The organism is Bacillus infantis (assembly GCF_050107595.1).
In the GTDB taxonomy this organism is placed as follows: Bacteria; Bacillota; Bacilli; order Bacillales; family Cytobacillaceae; genus Bacillus_AB; species Bacillus_AB infantis_C.
In genome coordinates this window covers 225,196-247,250 of sequence record NZ_JBNILH010000006.1, presented here as the reverse complement: position 1 = coordinate 247,250, position 22,055 = coordinate 225,196, and the positions used below count along the sequence as shown (strand labels likewise).

Genomic DNA, 22,055 nt, shown 5'->3' with positions numbered 1-22,055 from the left:
GTATAATGCCAAGGTGCATAAATGAAAAAATTAAGGGTAAAATTATGCTTTTCAAACTGTATGGTGTTAAAATTGTGAAGGAAGCTTATTTCCTATAATAAGGAAAAAGTAATGAACAGTTTTGAATTGAGCGTCAATTTTATTAATAGGATGATGGGTATGAAAAGAGCAAGAATCATTTATAATCCAACCTCTGGACGGGAAATCTTCAAGAAGAATCTGGCAGAGGTGCTGCAGAGGCTGGAGGAAGCCGGCTACGAAACCTCGTGCCATGCTACAACCTGTGAGGGTGATGCCACTAAGGCGGCACGCGTAGCAGTGGAACGGAAATATGATCTGGTCATTGCTGCAGGGGGAGACGGGACGATCAATGAAGTGGTCAATGGGATGGCTGAACAGGAGTACCGGCCGAAGCTTGGCATCATTCCGTGCGGCACGACCAATGACTTTGCCCGTGCGGTCCATATTCCCCGCGATGTACAGGCTGCAGTTGATATCATCATACAGGGCGATACGATTCCTGTGGATATCGGCCGATTCAATGATAAATATTTTATTAATATAGCTGGGGGCGGAAGGCTGACCGAGCTTACGTATGAAGTGCCGAGCAAGCTGAAAACAATGCTGGGGCAGCTCGCCTATTATCTAAAGGGCATTGAGATGCTCCCGTCGATTAAATCTACGGAAGTCAGCATTGAATACGATGGAAAGCTGTATGAAGGTGAAGCCATGCTCTTTTTGGTCGGGCTCACCAACTCGGTTGGAGGCTTTGAAAGGCTGGCCCCGGATGCGTCGATCAATGACGGGCTATTTTCTTTGCTGATTCTGAAAAAGACGAACCTCGCCGACTTCATCCGGATTGCCTCATTGGCAGTAAGAGGAGAGCACATCCATGATCCCCATGTCATCTATACACAGGCCAACCGGATAAAAGTAACCTCAAAAGAAAAAGTCCAGCTGAACCTGGACGGAGAATTCGGCGGATTGCTTCCTGCTGAATTCGTCAACCTTTACCGCCATCTTGAAGTGTTCGTGCCGATCGATAAAATCCGCAAGGAAGACCGGCCTTACGAAACAGTGGAGGAATAAAAACAGGGAAGAGACTGGGTGTCTCTTCCCTGTTTTTTATAAAAGGCGCGGGAAAGCTCCCGCGCCTTGTCTCATTTATTTATGCTTTATGCTTAATCAAATCAGTAATTGCGTGGTAAATCTCCATTCCCTGATAAAGAAACAGAGTAGACGCCGTTAATGAAAAAGCGCCGATCATTAAGAATCGAATCCACATATGAGTTATCCTCCTTATTGTTTGTTAGCTTTAGCCGAACAATACAGGAGAACGGTCCACATAATTGGACTGATAAAAGACGCTCTTCAGGAAAAAATGATGAAGTGCGAAAGCAAGACGGCGTACAGCCAGGAATATCATGATAGCTGCCAGCAAGATAACAGCGGAACTGCTGTTTATTGCGGCAGGTTCATGCTTTTCATCCGCAGTAAGCTGGAATGATTCCCCGGATTCCCCGAGAAGGGCCGCCTTGCTTTCATGGACGGGCTGGTGATCCTGATGGATTGGCTGATAATGAACAAATAAAAATGACAGGATTGTCATTAAAAGCAGTGCTGAAACAGCTCTCGCCTTTCTCATCTTCTCACACCCCTTCGCCAAATAGAATATTATCATCATATCGCCTTTGTTCATGTTTTAAAACAAAAAAGTTTTGACAAAATCCCCAGTTTTGACGCAGTTTGGGGATGAAAAGGTTTTCTTTGCTGTTAAATCAAGGATGGGGAAATTTTGTGTGTTTTTTATGTGCTTGCATTTGGTTTTTACTGGAGGAGAATGTGAGTTGGGAGGCGGTTATTTGCGGGATTTAGGATATATTTGCGGGATTTGAATTTTATTTGCGACTTTTTGGATATAATTGCGACTTTTAAGATATAATTGCGACTTTTAAGATATATTTGCGACTGTTCTCAGACCAGGAGACTCTGCATGCAGGCCGCACATTCCGGTTATTAGCAACTTTTCAAGTTTATTAGCAAGTTTCCTGTTTTATTAGCAACTTTTCCCATATACTAGCAACTTTCCGATTTTATTAGCAACTCCTTCAATATATTAGCAACTCCATTTCGCCAAACCCTCAAACCCGGCCCAGCTCACTGCTAACCCCACTCTCCCAAAATCTCCCCACCTTCGCTTTCCCCCAGCCTTTATGGTACAATCTTGCTAGTCAATAGAGCCACGGAAATTAACACAGCAAAGGACGAACGTGATGAAGGGTACTGTTCCAGTTCATAAGAATGATTATATAGATGTAGTGTTTGAAGATTTGACGCATGATGGGGCAGGAGTCGCAAAGGTGGACGGCTATCCGCTGTTTGTGCCGAACGGCCTGCCTGGCGAGAAGGCCCAGGTGAAGGTGACGAAGGTGAATAAAGGGTACGGGTTTGGCCGCCTGATGGAGATTTATGAAGAGAGCCCGCACCGTGTGAATGCACCGTGCCCGATCTATAAGGAGTGCGGAGGCTGCCAGCTCCAGCATCTCAGCTATCAGGGCCAGATGCTGGCAAAGGAAAAGCAGGTTCGGGATGTGCTCACAAGGATCGGAAAGCTTGAGGATGTGAAGGTCCATCCAGTTCTTGGTATGAGTGAGCCGTGGAGGTACCGGAATAAAGCACAGGTGCCGATCGGCGAGCATGAAGGCGGCCTGATCGGAGGCTTTTATCAGCAGCGCTCCCATCAGATCATTGATATGAAAGAGTGCCTGATCCAGCAGGAAAAGAATGATGAAGTTGTCCAGAAAGTCAAAGAAATCTGCGCGAAGTATGGGGTCAGGGCTTATGATGAAGGGCGCCATAAAGGCGAGCTCCGCCACATCATGGCGCGGCATGGACTTGTAACCGGAGAAGTGATGGTCGTGCTGATTACAAGGACGAATGAGCTTCCGAACCGGAAAAAGATCACCGAGGAAATTGCAGCGAGCATAAAAGGGATCAAATCGATCGTCCATAATGTGAACCCGAAGAAAACGAATGTGATCTTTGGAGACGTCACCCGTGTGATCTGGGGCGAAGAAGTGATTTACGATTATATTGGCGATATCAAGTTCGCCATCTCTGCCCGCTCTTTTTACCAGGTCAATCCGGAGCAGACGAAGGTGCTGTATGAGAAGGCGCTTGAGTATGCAGACCTCTCAGGAGAAGAAAGCGTCATAGATGCTTATTGCGGCATCGGCACCATCTCTCTTTTTCTCGCCAAAAAGGCAAAAAAGGTCTTCGGCGTGGAAATCGTGCCTGAGGCAATTGAGGATGCCAAACGCAATGCGGCACTTAACGGGATAACTAACGCGGGATTTGCGGTAGGGGAAGCGGAAAAGGTCATTCCTGATTGGTATAAAGAAGGAAACCAGGCGGATGTCCTGGTTGTCGACCCGCCGCGCAAAGGCTGTGATGAAGCCTTGCTGCAGACGATTTTGAGCATGAAGCCGAAAAAAGTAGTCTATGTTTCCTGCAACCCGGCCACACTTGCCCGCGATTTGCGGATCCTTGAAGACGGCGGGTATAAGACGGAGGAAGTCCAGCCGGTCGATATGTTCCCGCAGACGATGCATTGTGAAGCAGTAGCAAAAATCACCTTAAAAAATCAATAACCCATACAACCGAGGCAGCCCCAACAGGCTGCCTTTTCTCATACTTCCATAAGTTATGGCCCATACTAAAACGGGTGATGATAAATGGCATGCCGTTCTAGTGATGAATTAAAAAAATTGATTGAGGAAGCGCGGAAGGAGACGGTGCACGGAAGGGTGGCCGATTATATCCCGGCGCTTGGGAAGGCCGATCCGGGAGATTTATCCATTGCGATCCAATATCCTGGCGGCGAATGTGTCTCTGCAGGTGATGTTGAGGAAAAGATTACGCTTCAAAGTGTGTCTAAAGTAATCAGCCTGGCCTATGTTTTAATGGAAAGAGGCCTTGCCTATGTATTCGACCGTGTCGGGATGGAACCGACGGGCGATCCGTTTAATTCGATTGCCAAGCTTGAGACAATGGCGCCTGCCAAGCCGCTGAATCCAATGATTAATGCGGGTGCGCTTGTAGTTACACATATGGTGGAAGGGAGTTCAACTGATGAGCGTTTTGAAAGGCTGCTTGGTTTTGTGCGGCGGCTCGCAGATGATGAAACGATCGGCTACTGCCGGGAAGTGGCAGAATCGGAATTGAGGACTGCCGATCTGAACAGGGCGCTTTGCTATTTCCTGAAGCAGCATGATGTCATACAGGAAGAAGTGGAAGATCTGCTCGACTTATATACGAGGCAGTGCGCAATTGAGATGAATTGCCTGAATCTGGCGAGGATTGGCCTTGTTTTTGCGCTGGATGGAAAAGATCCGCGGACAGGCGTGGAAATCATGCCAAGGGATATCGCGCGGATATGCAAGACCTTTATGGTAACCTGCGGCATGTATAACGCTTCAGGCGAATTTGCAATCAAAATCGGGATTCCGGCGAAAAGCGGTGTGTCAGGAGGGATCATGGGTGCGGTCCCAGGCCGTTTTGGCATCGGGATTTTCGGGCCGGCCCTTGATGAGAGGGGAAACAGCATTGCAGGCATCAGGCTTCTAGAGCTGCTGTCTAAAAATTACAGCCTGAGCATGTTTTAATCCAATCATAAAACCCGCTGTCAATCAGCGGGTTTATGGCTTATGCCGGTTCCATGATCTGGTCAAAAAAGGATGAGATCAGGTTATCGAGTTTATCAATATCTTGCGCATTGAATAGACCGCTTGTTTTAACAGAAAGCATTGTGCTCTCGATCAAAAACCTTCTCGGATTCTTGGATCTTAAAAGCTCTTCCTGTATAAAGTCAAGAAGCTCCACATATTTAGGCTCCTCTTTGTTGATTGCTTTTTTCAGCGTGAGGACTGTGTGATGGAGATCCTTCTGGAAGCCGGGATTTGGGTGTCTGCAGTCTGGTGCCCATTTATCCAGAAGCTCAGGCTGGAACAGCTGGTCTTCTGTACTGGATACCTCTTCAACCATTTTTACAATTCTCTTCACACTGTACTGCACAACCTGGTGGATGCTGGCATTCACTTCATTCGCAATTGTGTGATATTTCAGGTTCTGGTTGAGGATTCCGAGAAAAATGATCGAGCAGTCAAGAAGATAGTATTTCTTGTTTTCACCGAACAGATCAATGAACCGCTGGTACAGCCAGCGCAGCATGCGAAGCTGACCGCGCTTAATGAATTCCTTCAGATCTTCATCATTTAAGATGTAGACTTCTTCGAAAAGGGCAATCAGCTTATTCGCGCGGTTCGTCACCAGCTGAAGCTCGATCTGCTGGATGAATATATCTATGTCGGCAGGATCCTGGCCGATGAGCAGTTCATTGCGTTCTTTTTCCAGCTTGGAATAGATGCTTCTGACCATCTCAATCAGGAGTTCATTCTTGGATGGAAAATAATTATAGAAGGTACCTTTAGAGATTCCGCTGTACTCCAGGATATCCTGAATGCTGGTGGCCTGGAAGCCTTTATCGATAAACAGCTGGTGTGCCATTTTGATCACATGCTGTTTCCTGTCATTCATATAATCACCTTTTTTAAGTAGTATACTGCCTGTATAAATTTTATAGTACACCATTTATTATGCCAAAACAAATCCAGTTATTTCAACGAAACTTTGGGATTGCAATCTTTGTACCGATGGTATATGATATGTTTTGTGAAACAGGAGTCCAATATATTGGACTTAAAGTATAGGAGGAAAAAATGGAACAAAAAATAAATAATACAGGCAGGCCGCCGTACGGTATGATAGCGGTTCTGATGATTGGGGCCTTTATTGCTTTCTTGAATAATACGCTCTTGAATATCGCGCTGCCTTCTATCATGAAGGAGCTTGAAATCGGTGCATCGACCGTTCAATGGCTGACTACCGGCTTCATGCTCGTAAACGGAATTCTAATCCCGACAACTGCTTTCCTTATTCAAAAATATTCTGTACGCAGGCTGTTCCTTGCAGCCATGCTTTTATTTACAGCCGGTACTGTGCTGGCCGGAACTGCACATATTTTTCCGGTATTGCTGGCTGGAAGGATGCTTCAGGCATCAGGTTCGGCTATTCTCATGCCGCTTTTGATGAATGTTATGCTGATCAGCTTCCCGGTTGAAAAAAGGGGAACGGCGATGGGTGTATTCGGACTGATCTTGATGTTTGCCCCTGCAATCGGCCCTACACTGTCAGGATGGATCATTGAGCACTATGATTGGAGAATGCTGTTCCACTTCATTACTCCGATTGCGGCTGTAGTTCTGCTTGTCGGATTCTTCCTGCTGAAAGATAAGAAGGAAAAAGTGAATATCCGCCTGGATATGCTGTCTCTTATCCTGTCCAGCATCGGTTTCGGGGGAATCCTTTACGGATTCAGCTCAGCGGGGGACAAAGGCTGGGACAGCCCGCATGTGTATGTAACGATCACGGTGGGTGTAATCTCGCTGATTATTTTCATCTTGCGCCAGACAAAGCAGGAGCGCCCGATGCTGAACTTTGCAGTATATAAATATCCGATGTTTGCACTATCATCAGCCATTACAATGGTTGTCAATATGGCGCTGTTCTCAGGGATGATCCTTCTGCCTATCTATGTGCAGACGCTTCGCGGGATCTCGCCTATGGATGCAGGGCTTCTGCTTCTGCCTGGAGCCATCATCATGGCATTCATGTCGCCAATTACCGGCCGTCTGTTCGATAAATTCGGAGGCCGCGTGCTGGCGATCATTGGACTTACGATCACTGTAGTAACGACTTACTTGTTCTCAAAGCTTACTCTTGATACAACTTATACAAATCTGATCATTCTTTACTCTGTCCGCATGCTTGGGATGTCCATGGTTATGATGCCGGTATCAACTAACGGCCTTAACCAGCTGCCAGCCCAGTACTATCCGCACGGTACAGCGATGAATAACACTTTGAACCAGGTATCTGGTGCAATTGGTACGGCATTGCTTGTGACAATCATGTCAACCCGGACGAAAACCCATGCTGAAGAGATTGCTGCTGATGCATTGCAGCAGTCAGCAGGTTCAAATGCCGGCGTCCAGCCGACAGAAGCTGCGCTGGCCCAGATGGAGCAGCAGATCGGCATGCAGGCTATGCTTGAAGGCATCAATGATGCTTTCCTTGTGGCAACCTTCATTGCTGGTGTAGCCCTTGTGCTTGCCTTCTTCATCAAGCGTGCCAGACCGGCTGAAGAACCAGCTGAAGCAAAATCTTCACAGGAAAAAGCTGCACCGAAGCTGGCTGAAAATTAATAAAGAAAAGGAGAATGTCCGAGGGGGGCATTCTCCTTTTTATATCAAAAAAAGGAAGAGCAGAATCTCTTCCTTTTTCCTTTAATATGTCTTTACCACATCATCAAAGGCCCTTCTTGCTTTCGGACGTGGATCTTTTGTACGGTAGCCGAATGCAACCATGACGGAAATGCCGAAGTGGCCGTCTTCGAGGATGCCTTCCTCCTGGAGCAGTTCATTCATTTTTTCAATATTAAAGCCTTCGATCGGGCAGGAATCGATGCCAATCTGGGCAGCAGCGGTCATCATATTAGCAAGGGCGATGTAGGTCTGCTTGGAAGCCCAGTCATACAGCGGACGGTCTCCTTCAAGAAGCTTGAAATCATCTTTCTGGAATTCCTCAACCCGGCCAAGGTATTTTTCTAGTATATCAGAAGGCATATTCAGAACATTGGTGAATTGGTCTTTTAAATAATCGGAATCATACTTCGTATCCATTTTGGTCCGTGCCAGAATGACGACGAAATGGCTCGCATCAGGAAGCTTGCTGTAGGCACCCCAGGAAGCATTTTTAATTTTTTCCCGAAGCACCGGGCTTTCAATGACAGCAAATCGCCAAGGCTCAAATCCGAATGAGCTTGGAGAGAGGCGGCCGGTTTCCATGATGAAGCGGAAGTCATCCTCCGGGATTTTTTTATCTGGATCAAATTCCTTTGTTGCGTGGCGGAAATGGTAAGCGTCCAGAATCTCCTGCTTTAATTCTTCTTTATTGCGCATCTCGTCAACTCCTTCTATTTTACTCTCATTAAAATTACCATAATCCATTTTTTAATTCATGAAATCGGCTCGGCGGGAAACAGTAATGGAAAAATCTGTTTGATATTCCTCTATTTCCATAAATTAATGGGCAGGCGGTGCGGGTAGATAATAACTACACCTGAATAATAGAGCTTCTTGGAAAAGCTGGATCAGTCAGAACATATTTGTATGTTTCCAGCAGAGTCCATCGGGTAATTGAAAACCATAGCTAAAATTAAAAAACTACAGGAGGTAATCATAATGAATGACAACAAAAAGTTCATTGGAGTATTTGATACACAGGAAGAAGCAATCAAGAAGATTGACGACATGAAGCTCCAGGGCTACGGAGAATCGGATATTTATGCCGTTGCGAAGGATGCCGATGATATCTCTATGGTAAGAGGGCGCACCGGTGCAGAAGTGGAAGGAACGGATGCAGACAGCGGTTCATGGCTGGACAAGTTCATGTCATTCCTGACAGGCGAGGACGAGGTCCGCGGAGGAATGCAGAATATGGGATTGACGGATGCAGAAGCTGACCGCTATTACAGTGATATTCAGGCAGGGAAAATCCTGCTGTACGTTGATAAGGACTATGACCAATTCTATGGAGACCGTACGCTTGCAAATGAAGCTAACCCTGCCAGTCCCGCTGCCCCGAGCCTTGATGCAACAGGGTATGGCGCAGTAACCGGGCCGAATAGTACAGCAGGTACAGCCGGCATGGCAAACACTGCAGGAATGCGTACAGGCAGCCTGACCGACGAGCCGGACGGCTATGTGGAGGGTGTTAAGGCGGATAAAGTGAACGGCTATGCTGATGAAGATTTGACGGACGAACAGCGCCTGCGCCTGCGTGAGGAGCGACTGCAGGTTGACAAAGAGCGCGTCCAGACCGGTGAGGTCCATGTTGAAAAAGATGTTGTAGAAGAAGAGCGTTCAGTTGATGTGAATGTCAGCCATGATGAAGTATATGTGGAACGGCGCAAAGTTGACGGACAGGCAGTTGACGGAGACACTGGACCAATTGTCGATGACAATGACGATATAAGAATTCCAATTACTGAAGAACGTTTGGAAGTTACGAAGAAGCCTGTCGTGACTGAGGAGCTTGTTGTCGGCAAGCGGAAGGTTGAGGATACCGAGACTGTGCGTGATACAGTCAAGCGTGAAGAAGCCCATGTGGATGGCGCGGATGATCTTGATGAGGATGATCGTGACTCCAGTACAGCCTATCTGGGCAGGGATCAGGACGATAGTCTGGCAGACCGTATGGACGACCGCGGCCGCTTCTAATCTAATAATTATATCGACGAAACAGCCAGCAATCTGCTGGCTGTTTTTCTGTGCAGAAGTATATTTACATTTACGGATCTGTGGTTTAAATTGGTATATAAAAAGAAAGCGGGAAAGCGTATGGTGAACTTCTATTTATTTGCTTTGATGTGCGTTTTTCTGATCATCCTGCCAGGTCCTGATACAGCGGTTGCTACAAGAAATACACTCTCTGCAGGCAGGGTGGGCGGGCTCAAGACGGTGGCAGGCACCTGCTCTGCGCTGGCCATCCACACACTTGCGGCGGTTGCCGGACTTTCCGCCCTTATTGTCAAGTCGGCTATGCTTTTTTCTGTATTGAAATATGCCGGTGCTGTTTATTTGGTCTATCTTGGAGTCAAAAGCCTGCTATCAATCAGGAATGGCGCACAGGAACTTGATAAGAACAGCGAGCAGGTGATAAAAGGGAAAACGTTCTTCAGGCAGGGCTTTTTGACGAATCTGCTGAATCCGAAGGTCGCTGTATTTTTCCTGACCTTTCTGCCGCAGTTTGTTGAAGAGGGGACAACTCCATTTTTCCCATTCCTCTTTATGGGAGCGGTCTATACTGTTTTGACTGCCGTCTGGTTTTTCTTATATGTACTTTTAATCCAGCAGATCAGTTCTTTTATGAAGAAACCGAAGACTCAGAAGGCAATCGAGGGACTGACCGGTACCATTCTCATCGGGTTCGGGGTCAAGCTTGCTCTGGAGAAGGCGCGGTAGTCTCCTCATTTCCATCAAAACATGCTATTCTGTAAATAAGATCATAAGAACAGAAGGGCTGAGTCCATGTATTTAACCATTGAAGAAACGGCAGAATATCTGTTAATGCCAGCTGCTGCTGTCGAAAAGCTTGTGCAGCAAAAGAAAATCCGCACCTTATTCGACGGAGAGCAGTATCTTATCTATAAAGAGCAATTCAAGACCCATCTGGAGCAGATGGAGAAGTATAAAAGGCTGGTCGAGGAAGTGCTGAATGAACCGAATCCGGAAGACCGGGATATAAAGGATGAAGACTAACACAAAGCGCCTGGGCTGCCGGGTGCTTTTCTTTTTTTAGGCTCTGCTAAAGTCTGTTGTTGATAGATTGAATAAATGGAAATATCTAATTTTGAAGGTATCATGTATTGGACGAGACCTATTTCCTATACTCAGGAAAAAAACTCATTTGAGTGACAAGCAAACCTTAAAATAAGCGGAGAATTTCCGGTTAAGCGAAGCGAAGTTGCCCATTTTCCTGTTTTTTGAGTCGATAGACGGAATTTCTCCGTCTATTTGAGCTGATTTTAGCGTTTTTTCGAAATTAGGACGAATTTCTCCGCTTATGTTTCAACCTGTCACTGATTCCCTCGTTCAGGTCCGGAAAGGTTTGCTATTTTTAGCTTGTTCCACAATAGGAGCATATTTATTTATAGCAATTTTTTATGGGATGTTCTTAATCTCCGTTTCGGGAAATTTTAACAATTCTAACCACCACCATCTTTATTGTGGTATAATAATCCAAATAAGAAGTTATGGAGACTGTAAAAATATGAACAACAATATCATTGCTAATCTATCGTTTATTATCTGTGCTGTTATCATATTAAATAACTTTATAGCCCTTTTAGTAAATACGGAAATTTCCAAAATGACATTTAATATGTCTATAATATTGATTATAGTATTATTAATAAATGGTATTGTACATAAAAGAAATGCTAGTAAATAATTATTTATATCCGATGTAAAAATTATACATTTAAGGATTTTGTGAAATTTAGAGCCTAAGATATACAAGTTTTTTATGCACAACTTGCGTATTTTCGGCTCTTTTTACATCCATAAAACATACTGCCGTTTATAGCATTTTTTAATTGCCAAATACATGCACTGCTTCACTTTTCAGCAAATCGTCATAAAAGAATAGCAGTTTTCTTAGCGTTTTGTTTCCGGCTGATTGATGCCTGGCTTTGTATAGCGTTTTTTCAAATAGGCCTGTGTGGTTTCTGCTGAAAAAAGATTCAGCTGCCAAACCAGGCAGCTTTTCTTGTCCTATAAAGGGACAGCATTCCTATATTAAAAAATGTACTTAACTATAGGCTGCGTTCGTTTACCAAACAATTATTACAAAATGGAACTTCCACAAATCAGGAAGTTCCAATTTTATTTTTAATATCAACATTGAACTTTAACAGCCTTCTTTAAAAAGCAGAATGGTCGCCGATTTAAACAACCTTTATCCCGTCCTACCGATTATGCATCAGCCTGCTGAGACAGAAAAAAGAGAAACTGAGACATTTCGGATAAGTTTATTGTTGTGCTGAAGGGTAAAAAGGAGTATATTTAAATGAGAATGATAATCAATTCTATTGGTTATGAGGAGTGAGCGGAATGAATCAGCAGGAGATTTTTGATGTCACCATTATCGGCGGGGGGCCAGCAGGTCTTTATTCAGCTTTTTACAGCGGCCTCAGGGAAATGAAAACAAAACTGATTGAATTTCAGCCGCAGCTTGGCGGAAAAATACATGTTTATCCGGAAAAGATGATTTGGGACGTCGGCGGCCTGACGCCAACTCCCGGTGCAAAGCTGATTACACAGCTGGTGGAGCAGGGGCTGACCTTTGATCCGGAGGTTGTGCTTAATGAGAAGGTAGAATCGATCTCCCGCGGGGAGGATGGGATTTTTGTCCTTTCCGGGTCTTCGGGCAGGCTGCACTATTCAAGGACAATTATTGTCGCCGTGGGCAGCGGAATTCTGAATCCCCAGAAGCTGAACATAGAGGGCGCTGAACGGTTTGAGGTTTCCAATCTGAATTATACGGTGAAATCACTGCAGCATTTCAAGGATAAAACGGTCATCATCTCAGGCGGAGGCAATTCTGCGATTGATTGGGCAAATGAGCTGGAGCCGGTCGCACGCAAGGTGTATATCGCTTTCCGGAAGGAGAATCTGTCCGGACATGAGGCACAGGTGTCCCAGCTTCTCGGGAGCTCAGCGATCTGCCTTGGCTGCACGTCGATCACAAAACTGATTGCTGGTGAAAGCCATGAGGAGATTGAAAAGGTCGAGCTGACCAATTGTGAAACAGGAGAAGTTTCGTATCTGGATGTGGACGAAGTCATCATCAACCATGGCTATGAGCAGGATGCTTCATTATTGAAGAACAGCGGATTGAAGATAGATATTGCCCAGGATTTCTATATTTCCGGAAACAGCTGCAGCGAATCTTCCATTGAGGGGCTCTATGCAGCAGGAGATATCCTTCAGCATGAAGGCAAGCTTAATTTGATTGCAGGTGCATTCCAGGATGCTGCCAATGCGGTGAACAAAGCAAAGCAATACATTCAGCCGGACGCCGGCAGGGCCGCGATGGTCTCGTCCCATAATGATGTATTCAAGCAGCGCAACCGCAGGATTGTCCAGCAGATGATTAAATAATATAGATGAAGGCAGGCTCCCTGATCAGGACGCCTGCCTTTTTTAGTAGTTTTGATACCTGATTTCCGTCCCTCTTCCCAAATACCATTCATAGAAGTCCGCAGCCATCTCTTTCGGCACATCATCAAGGCTGGAATGGAGGACAGGCTTGGCTCTGTTGACGGTTTCAATTGAAGCAAGGCCGAGCCACTTTTGAAAAAGATTGCTTGTTACGCTGACCTCAATTACTTTTTCCCGTTTTGAAATGAACAGTGAAGTGGATAGACTTCCGGATTTCATCTGGATGAACTGGCTGTTCAAAGTGTATCTTGTATTCCAGTAATCCAGAACCCTCAACAGGCCAATAGTGATCAGAAGACCTGCAGAAAGGAACAGCCAGCCTCTCTCCATATCAAGGATCTCAGGTTTGAACCATGCCAGCCCTCCAGTTGCCAGAATCCACACCCAGCTTGGCTTTAACAGGCGGATCCAGAAAGACTTCCCTGGCAGCCGCTTCATTTCCCTGGTGACCTCGTATTGCGGCAGGATTTCAGAAATCATTTCATAGGCCCTTTTAACAGGGAGGAACGGATACAAAGTGCTGATTTCAGGCGAATCCTCACCGAGGCTTACACCGCCGGCACTTGTCAGCTTTACTTCTGCAAGTCCCAGCAGCCTCTTGATAGGCGGCTGTTTCACCTCAATAGCCTGTACCCTCTCTTTTAAAATGGAGAATCTGGATTCATCAAGCACTCCCTGGACGATATAGATCCGATCCTGGTCTGAGGAAATTTCATATTTCCCGTATTTAAGATAAGTCCTTGCCACCCCGATACCGGTCGAAACGAGCAGCAAAAGGATCAGGATGCCTGCAAGAAGAAAACTTGAACCCATCAATGCGGCAAAAATCCCCTGGGCCTGCTCATCCAGATCAAATACTTCATCGATTTTAAAGTAAATGGAAAAAATGGCGGAAAACAGGACAAGAAAGCTGAAGGATGTGAATGATGCTTTGAGGATGTCCTTTTTTCCAGGGGTAAAATGGACGGTCCTCCCGGCAGGAAGCACAGATTGTGCAGTTTGCTCACTTCCGGCCTCTTGGCCAGCTGGAGGAGCATCCGCCAAATCTGCCAGTGAAATGCCTTCCTCCTGGGGACGGGAAACATGTTTTTCCAGCTTTTCCGCTTCTTCTTTTCGGATCACCTTGAACTCAATTGCTGAATCTGCGCCTGTCATTCCTGTTTCAAACCGGATCGAAGTTAATCCGAATATCCGGTGAAAAAGGGAGGTGCGGTAATTCACATTTTGTACCTTTGAGAAAGGGATGGTCTGATTCAATTTGGTAAAAATCCCTTCTTTCAAGTGAAAGGAACTGCCATCAAGCTTATAAGTGCTTGTCAGCCACTTCAGGACAATTGAAACAGCTGAAACCGCCATAAAAAGGAAGAATACCAGCCTTCCGTATTTAACATACGCAGCATCAGAGCCAAATTTGATGACAAACAGAAAGAAAACGATGAAAATGGAACCCTTCACCAGCTGATAGAGATTCATCAGCATGATGAGCGGGTGATGGCGTTTTTCCTCGATCATTGTTCCACTTCCTTTATTTTAGCAAAGCGGGCAATCGTATCCCGCAGCTGCATAGCCACTTCCTCAGGCAAAGCAGGAATACTGTGGGACGAGCCCATCGTTTCAATCGAGATGGAATAGAGGCCATATCTCCTCATCAAGGGTCCCTGGCTGGCAGATACCGATTGGATTTTTGTCATCGGGACCAGCTGGTGCTTCTCGGTGATCGCCCCGAATTTAAGCTTCAGGAATTCCTCATCTACTCCATACCGCCAATTTTTATAAAGAAGCACCGGCCTGATGATAGACCAGGGAATTGAGAGTATTGTAATCACCAATAACCCGATCAGAATCCAGCCGATCCACTCTTTCCATGCAAAATAATGATCCAGATACAATAGTGCGCCAAGAACAGCGAAGGCAATAAGATCACCAATCATATCGGCCGTAATCCAAACTTTTACCGCATCTTTTGACAATCTGTTCTGAGGCGGTGCAATCCGCATCTCCAAAAATACCACTCCTGAGACAATAAAATTAGGTTATATGTTGTTTTACGTCGAAGGATCCGGAAAAGATTCAATTAATTTTTTGGTAGGGAACTTTAATATACTTATTCCAGATTCAGATGAAAAGTGGCATGTATCTGTTTTCAAGAGATATTTTCCTAGTAAAATACGAACATTATTTTAAGTTGACTTTTTATCGTTCGTATATTAAACTCTTTAATGGGCTGGGGCAGAAAATGCCCGCCGAATAATAATAATAATAGTGACTCTGGATGCTTCCGAGGAAGCAGGACTTGATTTTATACACATATAAGGAGTGTTACACATGGATAATGTATTTGATTACGAGGATATTCAATTAATTCCGGCAAAATCAATTGTGAACAGCAGGACTGAGTGTGATACAACGGTTGAGTTTGGAGGACGCACCTTTAAGCTGCCGGTTGTGCCTGCGAACATGCAGACCATTATTGATGAAAGCATCTCCATCCAATTAGCAGAAAAAAATTATTTTTACATCATGCACCGCTTTCAGCCTGAAAAGCGCCTGGCATTTGTGAGAGATATGAAATCCCGCGGCTTATATGCATCAATCAGCGTCGGGGTTAAAGAAGAGGAATACACTTTCGTCCAGCAATTGGCGGAGGAGAACCTTGTTCCTGAATATATTACAATCGACATCGCCCATGGCCATTCCAATGCCGTGATCAAAATGATCCAGCATATCAAGCAGCTCCTGCCGGAAAGCTTTGTCATCGCAGGCAATGTCGGCACGCCTGAAGCAGTCCGTGAGCTTGAGAATGCGGGTGCTGATGCAACGAAGGTTGGAATCGGGCCCGGGAAGGTCTGCATTACGAAAATCAAAACCGGCTTCGGAACCGGCGGCTGGCAATTGGCGGCATTAAGATGGTGCGCCAAGGCAGCAAGCAAGCCGATCATTGCAGATGGGGGCATTCGCACACATGGCGATATTGCCAAATCAGTCCGTTTCGGAGCATCCATGGTCATGATAGGTTCCCTTTTTGCGGGACATGAAGAGTCCCCTGGGGAAACGGTCGAAGTCAACGGGAAGCTGTACAAAGAATATTTCGGATCTGCTTCCGAGTTCCAAAAAGGCGAAAAGAAGAATGTGGAAGGCAAGAAGATGCACGTAGAATACAAAGGTGCTTTAGAAGATACGCTGATCGAAATGGAGCAGGATCTTCAGTCCTCCATCTCCTATGCGGGAGGAAACAAGCTGTCCGCCATCAAGAATGTGGACTATGTGATTGTCAAGAACTCCATCTTTAATGGAGACAAAGTATATTAATCAGCAAGCCGCCTGTCCTGGATAGGCGGTTTTTTGCTGTATTTACAGAATTAAACAAAAAGAAGGACTTTTTTTGAAACCAGAACTTCTTTGGAATTGTCTAACTGCCAGGAAGAAGGGGGGAAGGAATTGGAGAAACAAGAAAGAGACCAATTGCTTACAGAAGCCATGGATGAATATGGGCATTACCTGACCCGGCTCGCCTATGCCTTTGTAAAAGACGAAGCGAAAGCTGAGGATATCATCCAGGAGGTATATATCCGTTATTATCTGAAGCTGGAACAATTTGAAGGCCGTTCCAGCGTTAAAACTTATTTATACAGAATGACCGTGAATGAATGCAAAAACTATCTGAAAAGCTGGTCTTTCCGAAAAATAGATTTTTTTACCCGAAAAAATGCGGTGCCTGCATCAAACCGGACCCCTGAAGAGGAGGTTCTGAGGCGGGAGGGCGAGAACTGGACCTTCCGGCTGATTGACAGGCTGCCGGTCAAATATAAGGAGGTTCTGTGGCTTCATTATTATGCTGAGCTTTCTGTAATGGAAATCGGGGCTATTTTGAAATGCCCGGCCAATACGGTGAAAACCCGGCTGGCAAGGGGAAGGAAAATGGCACGGCTGACAATGGGAGAGGAGGAGATTGAAGATGCCAAAGAATATTAAACAGGAGCTTGAGGACAGCATCCCGAATCATATCACCATGTCAGGCAGGCAGAAGCAGAAAATTTTAACAGAGGCAGCCAAACGCCTTGAGCGCAGGCCCCGCCGAAGCAGGCTCATTTTGCCCCTTGTCAGTGCTGCCGCAATCCTCGGGCTGTCGGGCATCCTCGCCGCCCCCTATGTCCAGGAGGAGCTGAAAGAGAGTGAAGTCCGTCAGCAGCTTAACGCCTCTTTAGAAAAAGTGACGGTTCCAGACGCAAGCTATTCTTCTTTAATCAACTCTCAATATATTGAGGAAACGAAAGAACTGGTCTACACAGATGGAAAAGGGTTCTATTCCTTTAATAAGGGGAAGAAAACGACAGAGACGCTGGTTAAGCCGGAAGAGGGGGCGGGATTGTATGAATTTGCTGTGGATGCCAATTGGCTTGTGTGGGACAGCCGGAGCAAAGTATACACAATGAACCTTAAGACGAAAGAAGTTAAAGAGGTACCTGGCAGTGTTGCCGCAGGAGATTTTCAGGTTGAAGAAAATACCCTGACGTATCAGTCTGCTGATGGCCAATCATGGGGATATAAACTGCTGGATCTGCTTACAATGGATGAATCTCATTTACATGAGCTCACAGGAGAAGGCACAAACAGCCAGACATCCTTAAATGGCGGACATATTGTTATACCAGAAACCATTGTGGAAGATGGTGCAAAGAATATTCTTTTTACCCTCTATGACTTGAATGGAAGGGAAGAGGAAAGGGAATTCACAGTTCCTTATGATCGGGCTGTAAATGTTACACTGACGGATGACAAAATCTATGCAGAGCTGTCAAATGACGGGGAAGCTCCGGTTTTGGCGTATATCAGCCTGGATGACGGAAAGTTCCACAAGGTAAAGGCTCCTACCTTCGATGCTTATGCTGTATACGAAGATTACCTGGCTTTGAGTATACCGGAAAAAGAAGATTCGAACACGGTCAAACTGTACAGGTTCATTGATGACAGTGCAGTGGCCCTGCCTGCCTTTGAGCATGTAGAAGAACGGCTGGTCAAACCGAGGTTCACAGATGATGGGAAGCTTGTGGTAAACGGGGAAGGCGAGAATTTCTCTATGTATCTCCTGGATACAGAAAAAATTAAAAATTGAAGGAAAGGTACTCTTATCCTTATTTCAGTTTGTGCTGGCCAGAGAAAATCTCTAGTCGCTTGCGCTATACTTAACGGGAGATAAAAGAGGAGAGGGGCGGTTTCAATCGATTTGTTTGAATTGTACTATAAAAAATACAATGAAACGGTGCAGGCGGAGGATTATGTTGAGTGGGCCAGCGAATGTCTCGCGCTGGATACACGAGAGATCAAGAAGCTCGCCGGGATGAGGGCGCCATTCAATTTATTTGAGGTGGAAAGCATGTTTGCGGAAGCAATGAAAAGCGTTGGGTATGATGCTCCTTCTGAAGAAGAATGCCTTGAATACTATATAAAGCAGCTGCATGCAAAGTTATTGATGCCTGCAGACAATGCTATTGAAATGGCTAAAGAGATTTATATCAGTGCAGCGCAAAACGGCTTATCCGGGGAACAGATGGATTGGCAGGAGGTCAGTGACGCCATTGATGATTACGAGTACGGTGAAAATCTCCCTGGCTATACCATGGATAAAATCCATGGACTGATCATTACAAACGCCAGGAGGCTCTGGCATACTAAACTCAGCAAAATATCTTTCGGGGAATTCATCGGGCAGGAAATTACAAAAGTTGAGACGGATGGTCAATTTATAATTGAATTTGAAAAGGGATATCTCAGTATTGAGTGTCCCTGGAGGATACGAAAGGCAGAGGGGATCCTGCTGGGAGAAACAGATATACGCTCGAATGCAAGAGAATGGAAGTCTGTGATAGAACTATTGGCAGGCAAAAGAATTGAGGATGTCAGGCTGCTGGAGCAGTGTCCGTTTCTCATAGTACAGTGCGGGGACCTGTTCCTGGACTTATTCCATGCAAGTTCTTTTTTCGACGGATGGACCTTGGCTGACGAGGAAGATTTCTATCTGTTTTCCATGCATGGCGGGAGTATTGCATAATTATAAGAAGAAACAAAAAAACGGCACCAATCCAGGTGCCGTCTTCTATTATCCGGCTTTCTCAGCCAGCCCCATCCCGTTTTTCAGGCTCTTGAACCTCAGGTAAAAGGCGCATGTCATGACCAGGGACAAGGCTCCAAAGATGACGCTCATATACTGCAGGCCGACCGCGTCAAGCAGGAAACCGGTCATCAGGAGGACAATCTGGAAGACCAGGCGGTCGAGCATGTTCCGGAAAGAGAAAAAGCGGCCATGGAAATCTTTTGGCACTCTTGTCTGAAAGATGGTGGCTGCAGTCGGGAAGAAGCAGCCGACCGCAAAACCGAAGATCAGGAATGCCAGGACAGACAGAACAGGTATATCAGCAAAATAAAGGATCAGCTGCGATACGCCGATGATAAAGGAAAAGAAAAACAGGATGCTGTATGGCGAGCTTTTGCCGCTGATTTTTTTTACCGCAAAGGCGCCGAGCATGAAGGCGACTCCCTCTGCAGTATAAATCCACCCTTTAATGGCCGAGCTGTCCTGAAGCTCGCTGATATTGATGACCATCAGGTTGAATCCGCCAAGAAATAATAGCGGGACAAGCGTAAGTACGAGTGTCATAAACACAATCGGAAGTCCCTTGATGACAGGGAAGACCTCTGAAAATCCTGCAGGCTTCTGTTTGGCATCTTCCTGCTTCTCCGGCTCCTTTTTCTCCTCAAAGCTCAGGAAGCATGTGAGAAGGAATAAACCCATATAGGCAGCGAGGGACAAGAGATAGAGCATGGATAAAGACATGATGACCAGTAATACTCCTGCAACGGCAGTCCCGAGCACCCGTGAAAGGGTTGATACATTCATGTACACTCCATTCAGCTGCAAAAGATCTTTCTCGCCGACCACCATCGGGATGGCTGCCTGGAGGGCGGGGAAATAGAAGGCAGCCGAAATCTGCAGGCAGACGAGGAAGACGACCATCCACCAGACTGAGCCGGTATGAATGGCGATAAGCATAAAGACAACACTCACAGAGCGGGCGAAGCCGGAAACAAGCATGACGGTTTTCTTGCTTGCCTGGTCCGTAATTCTGCCGGCTGCCGGACCGACGGCGAGGCCGGCAAGCAGGCCTGCTGCCAGAATAAGAGACTTCAGGAAATCCGAGGCTACCTTTTCCTGCATAAATTCAAGGTTGCCGATAATTCCAAGCCACAGGCCGAGTCCTGCAACAAACTCCCCTGTCAGTAAAATCCACACATTCTTATTTTTCCACATATCTGCAGCCTCACGTTTCTAATTATTTCGTTTCTCTAAAGATACTACAGAATTTAAATTTAATGAATGGGTTTACAAAAACTTCTTGCTTTAAGCAAAAATAATGAAAGTTTTTTTTGTGAGTCTGGCCTGTCAAACATCTAGAAATAAAAAAGGGGTATCCTCGCATCTGAAGGATACCCCTTTTTTAATTACACTGCATCAGCAGCTGACCGTAAAGCATGATCTTTCCTGCCATGCAGGAAATAATACAGCACAGCAGACAAAAGGATCAGTGCACCCATCATGATATACAGGGAGCTGTAGCCTGTTATGGGAATGACGAGGCCAAGCAGGTATGGGCCGAATCCAAGGCCGGCATCAAGGAAAATAAAGAAAGTCGATGTGGCAAGCCCCAGCCTGTGCGGAGCCGTCAGCTTGACGGCGATCGCCTGTGTGCTTGACTGCATATTTCCGAATCCAAGGCCGATCAGTACACCTGATAATAGCAGGACAAAGCTTGACCCTGCAGTACTGAGCAGGAGCATGCCTGCGGCAAACAAGATGAATGCCGGATACATGATATAGTTGGCGCCCTTCAGGTCCATCAGGCGCCCTGTAAACGGACGGGACAGCAGGACGGCGACTGCATAGACGATAAAGAAGAAGCTTGCCGCGTCCACAAGGTCAAGCTCCATCGCATAGAAATTGATGAAAGAAAGGACGCTGGAATAACAAAATGCGATTGCCAGGGTGATGACAGCAATCGGCAGCGCTTTTGGTTCCACAAAGTCCGAAACCCTGAAGCCTTTTGCTTCTGCGCTCTTCGGAGAGCCTGTGACAGGCGGGACAGTGACAAGAAAGGCGGTCGCCAGACTTATGATTCCCAATGCCAGGCAAAAGCTGAAAATCATTTCAAAGCTTGTATGCTGGCTCATATAAATCCCGATGAACGGTCCTACCGCTGTTGCCAGTGTCGCGCTCATGCTATAGTAGCCGATCCCTTCGCCTTTCCTGGCTGCCGGAATGATCTGCGCAACGATTGTACCTGTAGCGGTGCTGGCCATGCCAAGCGTAATTCCGTGAACGAAACGGTTGGCCAGAAGAAAGGCAACCCCGGCATGGACTAAATATAAAAGAGTCGTCAGCGTAAAGAAAACCAGTCCGATGAACAGCATTCTTTTGCGGCCGACCAGATCGATATAGCGCCCGATGAACAGCCTGCCGATGAGCGTCCCAATAATAAAGATCCCTGTTACAAGTCCGGCCTGGCTTGTCGATGCATCGTACTCATTGACGGCATAGACGGAGATGGTGACCATCAGCAAGTAAAAGACAAGTGTTAAAAAAAAGTTGATGGAGGATACAACGATGAAGTCCTTGGTCCAAAGTTTTGCATCTGAGCTGTTCAATGTGTTTCCCCCTGTTCCATTAAGTTGCTGCGGATGCCTTCCATGAGGCGAATGGCTTCGAGCTGTTCTTCTTCTGTAAAACCTTTAAGGATCCTCTGCTCAAATTCATCGATGGTCAGCCGCACTTCACTGTAGACTTTATGGCCGAGCTCTGTGAGCTGCATCCTTTTTTCACGGCGGTCTTTGCTTGGCACCTGCTCCACAAAGCCGAGCTCCTCCAGTCTGGTGATTGTCCGTGTGACAGTCGGTTTTTCAACGCCCTGGTAATGGGAAAGCTCAACTAAAGTGGCTGAGCCAAAATTGAAGATATAATATAAAATGGTCCATTGCGCCCTCTGAAGCTGATGCTGTGCAAGAAGCTGGTTAAGCTTATTTTCAAACGGGCGGTAGAGCATCAGTAGCTGATGAAAGAATTTCTGAAACGTTTTAATAGCAAACACCTCTATATCCAATTAG

At 46.0% G+C, this 22,055-nt stretch carries 20 protein-coding genes; 12 read left to right on the top strand and 8 right to left on the bottom strand.

Annotation, left to right across the window (positions count from 1 at the left end; genetic code table 11):
- The first annotated feature begins 159 nt into the window (after window positions 1–159).
- Window positions 160–1,089: a diacylglycerol kinase gene (locus ACQCVH_RS14665; RefSeq protein WP_426836392.1), complete on the top strand. Its 930-nt coding sequence runs from the start codon at window positions 160–162 to the stop codon at window positions 1,087–1,089.
- Window positions 1,090–1,315: 226 nt separating this feature from the next.
- Here the strand turns inward: ACQCVH_RS14665 and ACQCVH_RS14660 are convergent, their stop codons facing one another.
- Entirely contained in the window at window positions 1,316–1,645 is a 330-nt protein-coding gene (locus ACQCVH_RS14660) for a hypothetical protein (protein WP_426836391.1), read from the bottom strand.
- A 628-nt stretch (window positions 1,646–2,273) separates the two neighbouring features.
- On the opposite strand from ACQCVH_RS14660, the gene rlmD reads away from it, so the two are divergent.
- Window positions 2,274–3,650: a 23S rRNA (uracil(1939)-C(5))-methyltransferase RlmD gene (rlmD, locus tag ACQCVH_RS14655; RefSeq protein ID WP_426836390.1), complete on the top strand. Its 1,377-nt coding sequence runs from the start codon at window positions 2,274–2,276 to the stop codon at window positions 3,648–3,650.
- An 84-nt stretch (window positions 3,651–3,734) separates the two neighbouring features.
- Window positions 3,735–4,664 carry a glutaminase A gene (glsA, locus tag ACQCVH_RS14650; protein WP_426836389.1) on the top strand — a complete coding sequence of 310 codons (930 nt, stop codon included), beginning with the start codon at window positions 3,735–3,737 and terminating at the stop codon, window positions 4,662–4,664.
- A gap of 40 nt (window positions 4,665–4,704) precedes the next feature.
- On the opposite strand, the gene ACQCVH_RS14645 is transcribed toward glsA, so the two are convergent.
- Complete coding sequence (locus ACQCVH_RS14645) at window positions 4,705–5,595, bottom strand: TetR/AcrR family transcriptional regulator (RefSeq protein WP_426836388.1); 891 nt, start codon at window positions 5,593–5,595, stop codon at window positions 4,705–4,707.
- A gap of 182 nt (window positions 5,596–5,777) precedes the next feature.
- On the opposite strand from ACQCVH_RS14645, the gene ACQCVH_RS14640 reads away from it, so the two are divergent.
- On the top strand, window positions 5,778–7,322 hold the full coding sequence (locus ACQCVH_RS14640) for a DHA2 family efflux MFS transporter permease subunit (RefSeq protein ID WP_224905562.1): 1,545 nt from the start codon (window positions 5,778–5,780) through the stop codon (window positions 7,320–7,322).
- An 81-nt stretch (window positions 7,323–7,403) separates the two neighbouring features.
- Here ACQCVH_RS14640 and ACQCVH_RS14635 read toward each other — a convergent pair whose 3' ends face one another.
- Window positions 7,404–8,078, bottom strand: a complete 675-nt coding sequence (locus ACQCVH_RS14635; RefSeq protein WP_426836387.1) for an NAD(P)H-dependent oxidoreductase — start codon at window positions 8,076–8,078, stop codon at window positions 7,404–7,406.
- A gap of 282 nt (window positions 8,079–8,360) precedes the next feature.
- On the opposite strand from ACQCVH_RS14635, the gene ACQCVH_RS14630 reads away from it, so the two are divergent.
- From ACQCVH_RS14630 to ACQCVH_RS14615, 4 genes are all read left to right on the top strand, one after another.
- Complete coding sequence (locus tag ACQCVH_RS14630) at window positions 8,361–9,398, top strand: YsnF/AvaK domain-containing protein (protein ID WP_426836386.1); 1,038 nt, start codon at window positions 8,361–8,363, stop codon at window positions 9,396–9,398.
- A 120-nt stretch (window positions 9,399–9,518) separates the two neighbouring features.
- A complete protein-coding gene (locus ACQCVH_RS14625) occupies window positions 9,519–10,142 on the top strand; it encodes a LysE family translocator (protein WP_426836385.1) in 624 nt (207 codons plus the stop codon).
- 66 nt (window positions 10,143–10,208) lie between these two features.
- Complete coding sequence (locus tag ACQCVH_RS14620; RefSeq protein ID WP_426836384.1) at window positions 10,209–10,439, top strand: excisionase family DNA-binding protein; 231 nt, start codon at window positions 10,209–10,211, stop codon at window positions 10,437–10,439.
- 1,353 nt (window positions 10,440–11,792) lie between these two features.
- Complete coding sequence (locus ACQCVH_RS14615; protein WP_426836383.1) at window positions 11,793–12,842, top strand: NAD(P)/FAD-dependent oxidoreductase; 1,050 nt, start codon at window positions 11,793–11,795, stop codon at window positions 12,840–12,842.
- A 42-nt stretch (window positions 12,843–12,884) separates the two neighbouring features.
- Here ACQCVH_RS14615 and ACQCVH_RS14610 read toward each other — a convergent pair whose 3' ends face one another.
- Window positions 12,885–14,414, bottom strand: a complete 1,530-nt coding sequence (locus ACQCVH_RS14610) for a PH domain-containing protein (RefSeq protein WP_426836382.1) — start codon at window positions 14,412–14,414, stop codon at window positions 12,885–12,887.
- Window positions 14,411–14,905, bottom strand: coding sequence for a PH domain-containing protein (locus tag ACQCVH_RS14605; protein ID WP_426836381.1), 495 nt, complete (start codon window positions 14,903–14,905; stop codon window positions 14,411–14,413). Before ACQCVH_RS14605 ends, ACQCVH_RS14610 begins: the two co-directional genes overlap by 4 nt.
- Window positions 14,906–15,227: 322 nt before the next feature.
- Between ACQCVH_RS14605 and guaC the strand changes: the two genes are divergently transcribed.
- From guaC to ACQCVH_RS14585, 4 genes are all read left to right on the top strand, one after another.
- A complete protein-coding gene (gene guaC, locus ACQCVH_RS14600; RefSeq protein WP_426836380.1) occupies window positions 15,228–16,211 on the top strand; it encodes a GMP reductase in 984 nt (327 codons plus the stop codon).
- 129 nt (window positions 16,212–16,340) lie between these two features.
- Entirely contained in the window at window positions 16,341–16,874 is a 534-nt protein-coding gene (locus ACQCVH_RS14595) for a sigma-70 family RNA polymerase sigma factor (protein WP_426836379.1), read from the top strand.
- Window positions 16,858–18,015, top strand: a complete 1,158-nt coding sequence (locus tag ACQCVH_RS14590) for a hypothetical protein (RefSeq protein ID WP_426836378.1) — start codon at window positions 16,858–16,860, stop codon at window positions 18,013–18,015. The genes ACQCVH_RS14595 and ACQCVH_RS14590 overlap by 17 nt, the downstream gene beginning before the upstream one ends.
- A 111-nt stretch (window positions 18,016–18,126) precedes the next feature.
- Window positions 18,127–18,951 carry a hypothetical protein gene (locus ACQCVH_RS14585; RefSeq protein WP_426836377.1) on the top strand — a complete coding sequence of 275 codons (825 nt, stop codon included), beginning with the start codon at window positions 18,127–18,129 and terminating at the stop codon, window positions 18,949–18,951.
- Between the two features lie 48 nt (window positions 18,952–18,999).
- Here ACQCVH_RS14585 and ACQCVH_RS14580 read toward each other — a convergent pair whose 3' ends face one another.
- The 3 genes from ACQCVH_RS14580 to ACQCVH_RS14570 form a co-directional block, all read right to left on the bottom strand.
- On the bottom strand, window positions 19,000–20,208 hold the full coding sequence (locus ACQCVH_RS14580; protein WP_426836376.1) for an MFS transporter: 1,209 nt from the start codon (window positions 20,206–20,208) through the stop codon (window positions 19,000–19,002).
- A 191-nt stretch (window positions 20,209–20,399) separates the two neighbouring features.
- On the bottom strand, window positions 20,400–21,599 hold the full coding sequence (locus tag ACQCVH_RS14575) for an MFS transporter (RefSeq protein ID WP_426836375.1): 1,200 nt from the start codon (window positions 21,597–21,599) through the stop codon (window positions 20,400–20,402).
- The gene (locus ACQCVH_RS14570) at window positions 21,596–22,039 is read right to left on the bottom strand and encodes a MarR family winged helix-turn-helix transcriptional regulator (protein WP_426836374.1); all 444 of its coding nucleotides are present in this window, start codon (window positions 22,037–22,039) and stop codon (window positions 21,596–21,598) included. The genes ACQCVH_RS14575 and ACQCVH_RS14570 overlap by 4 nt, the downstream gene beginning before the upstream one ends.
- Window positions 22,040–22,055 lie beyond the last annotated feature (16 nt).

Bases quoted from the DNA above. Each gene is read 5' to 3' on its own strand.
- ACQCVH_RS14665 (WP_426836392.1), top strand. From the start codon at position 160: ATGAAAAGAGCAAGAATCATTTATAATCCAACCTCTGGACGGGAAATC.
- ACQCVH_RS14660 (WP_426836391.1), bottom strand. From the start codon at position 1,645: ATGAGAAAGGCGAGAGCTGTTTCAGCACTGCTTTTAATGACAATCCTG.
- rlmD (WP_426836390.1), top strand. From the start codon at position 2,274: ATGAAGGGTACTGTTCCAGTTCATAAGAATGATTATATAGATGTAGTG.
- glsA (WP_426836389.1), top strand. From the start codon at position 3,735: ATGGCATGCCGTTCTAGTGATGAATTAAAAAAATTGATTGAGGAAGCG.
- ACQCVH_RS14645 (WP_426836388.1), bottom strand. From the start codon at position 5,595: ATGAATGACAGGAAACAGCATGTGATCAAAATGGCACACCAGCTGTTT.
- ACQCVH_RS14640 (WP_224905562.1), top strand. From the start codon at position 5,778: ATGGAACAAAAAATAAATAATACAGGCAGGCCGCCGTACGGTATGATA.
- ACQCVH_RS14635 (WP_426836387.1), bottom strand. From the start codon at position 8,078: ATGCGCAATAAAGAAGAATTAAAGCAGGAGATTCTGGACGCTTACCAT.
- ACQCVH_RS14630 (WP_426836386.1), top strand. From the start codon at position 8,361: ATGAATGACAACAAAAAGTTCATTGGAGTATTTGATACACAGGAAGAA.
- ACQCVH_RS14625 (WP_426836385.1), top strand. From the start codon at position 9,519: ATGGTGAACTTCTATTTATTTGCTTTGATGTGCGTTTTTCTGATCATC.
- ACQCVH_RS14620 (WP_426836384.1), top strand. From the start codon at position 10,209: ATGTATTTAACCATTGAAGAAACGGCAGAATATCTGTTAATGCCAGCT.
- ACQCVH_RS14615 (WP_426836383.1), top strand. From the start codon at position 11,793: ATGAATCAGCAGGAGATTTTTGATGTCACCATTATCGGCGGGGGGCCA.
- ACQCVH_RS14610 (WP_426836382.1), bottom strand. From the start codon at position 14,414: ATGATCGAGGAAAAACGCCATCACCCGCTCATCATGCTGATGAATCTC.
- guaC (WP_426836380.1), top strand. From the start codon at position 15,228: ATGGATAATGTATTTGATTACGAGGATATTCAATTAATTCCGGCAAAA.
- ACQCVH_RS14590 (WP_426836378.1), top strand. From the start codon at position 16,858: ATGCCAAAGAATATTAAACAGGAGCTTGAGGACAGCATCCCGAATCAT.
- ACQCVH_RS14580 (WP_426836376.1), bottom strand. From the start codon at position 20,208: ATGTGGAAAAATAAGAATGTGTGGATTTTACTGACAGGGGAGTTTGTT.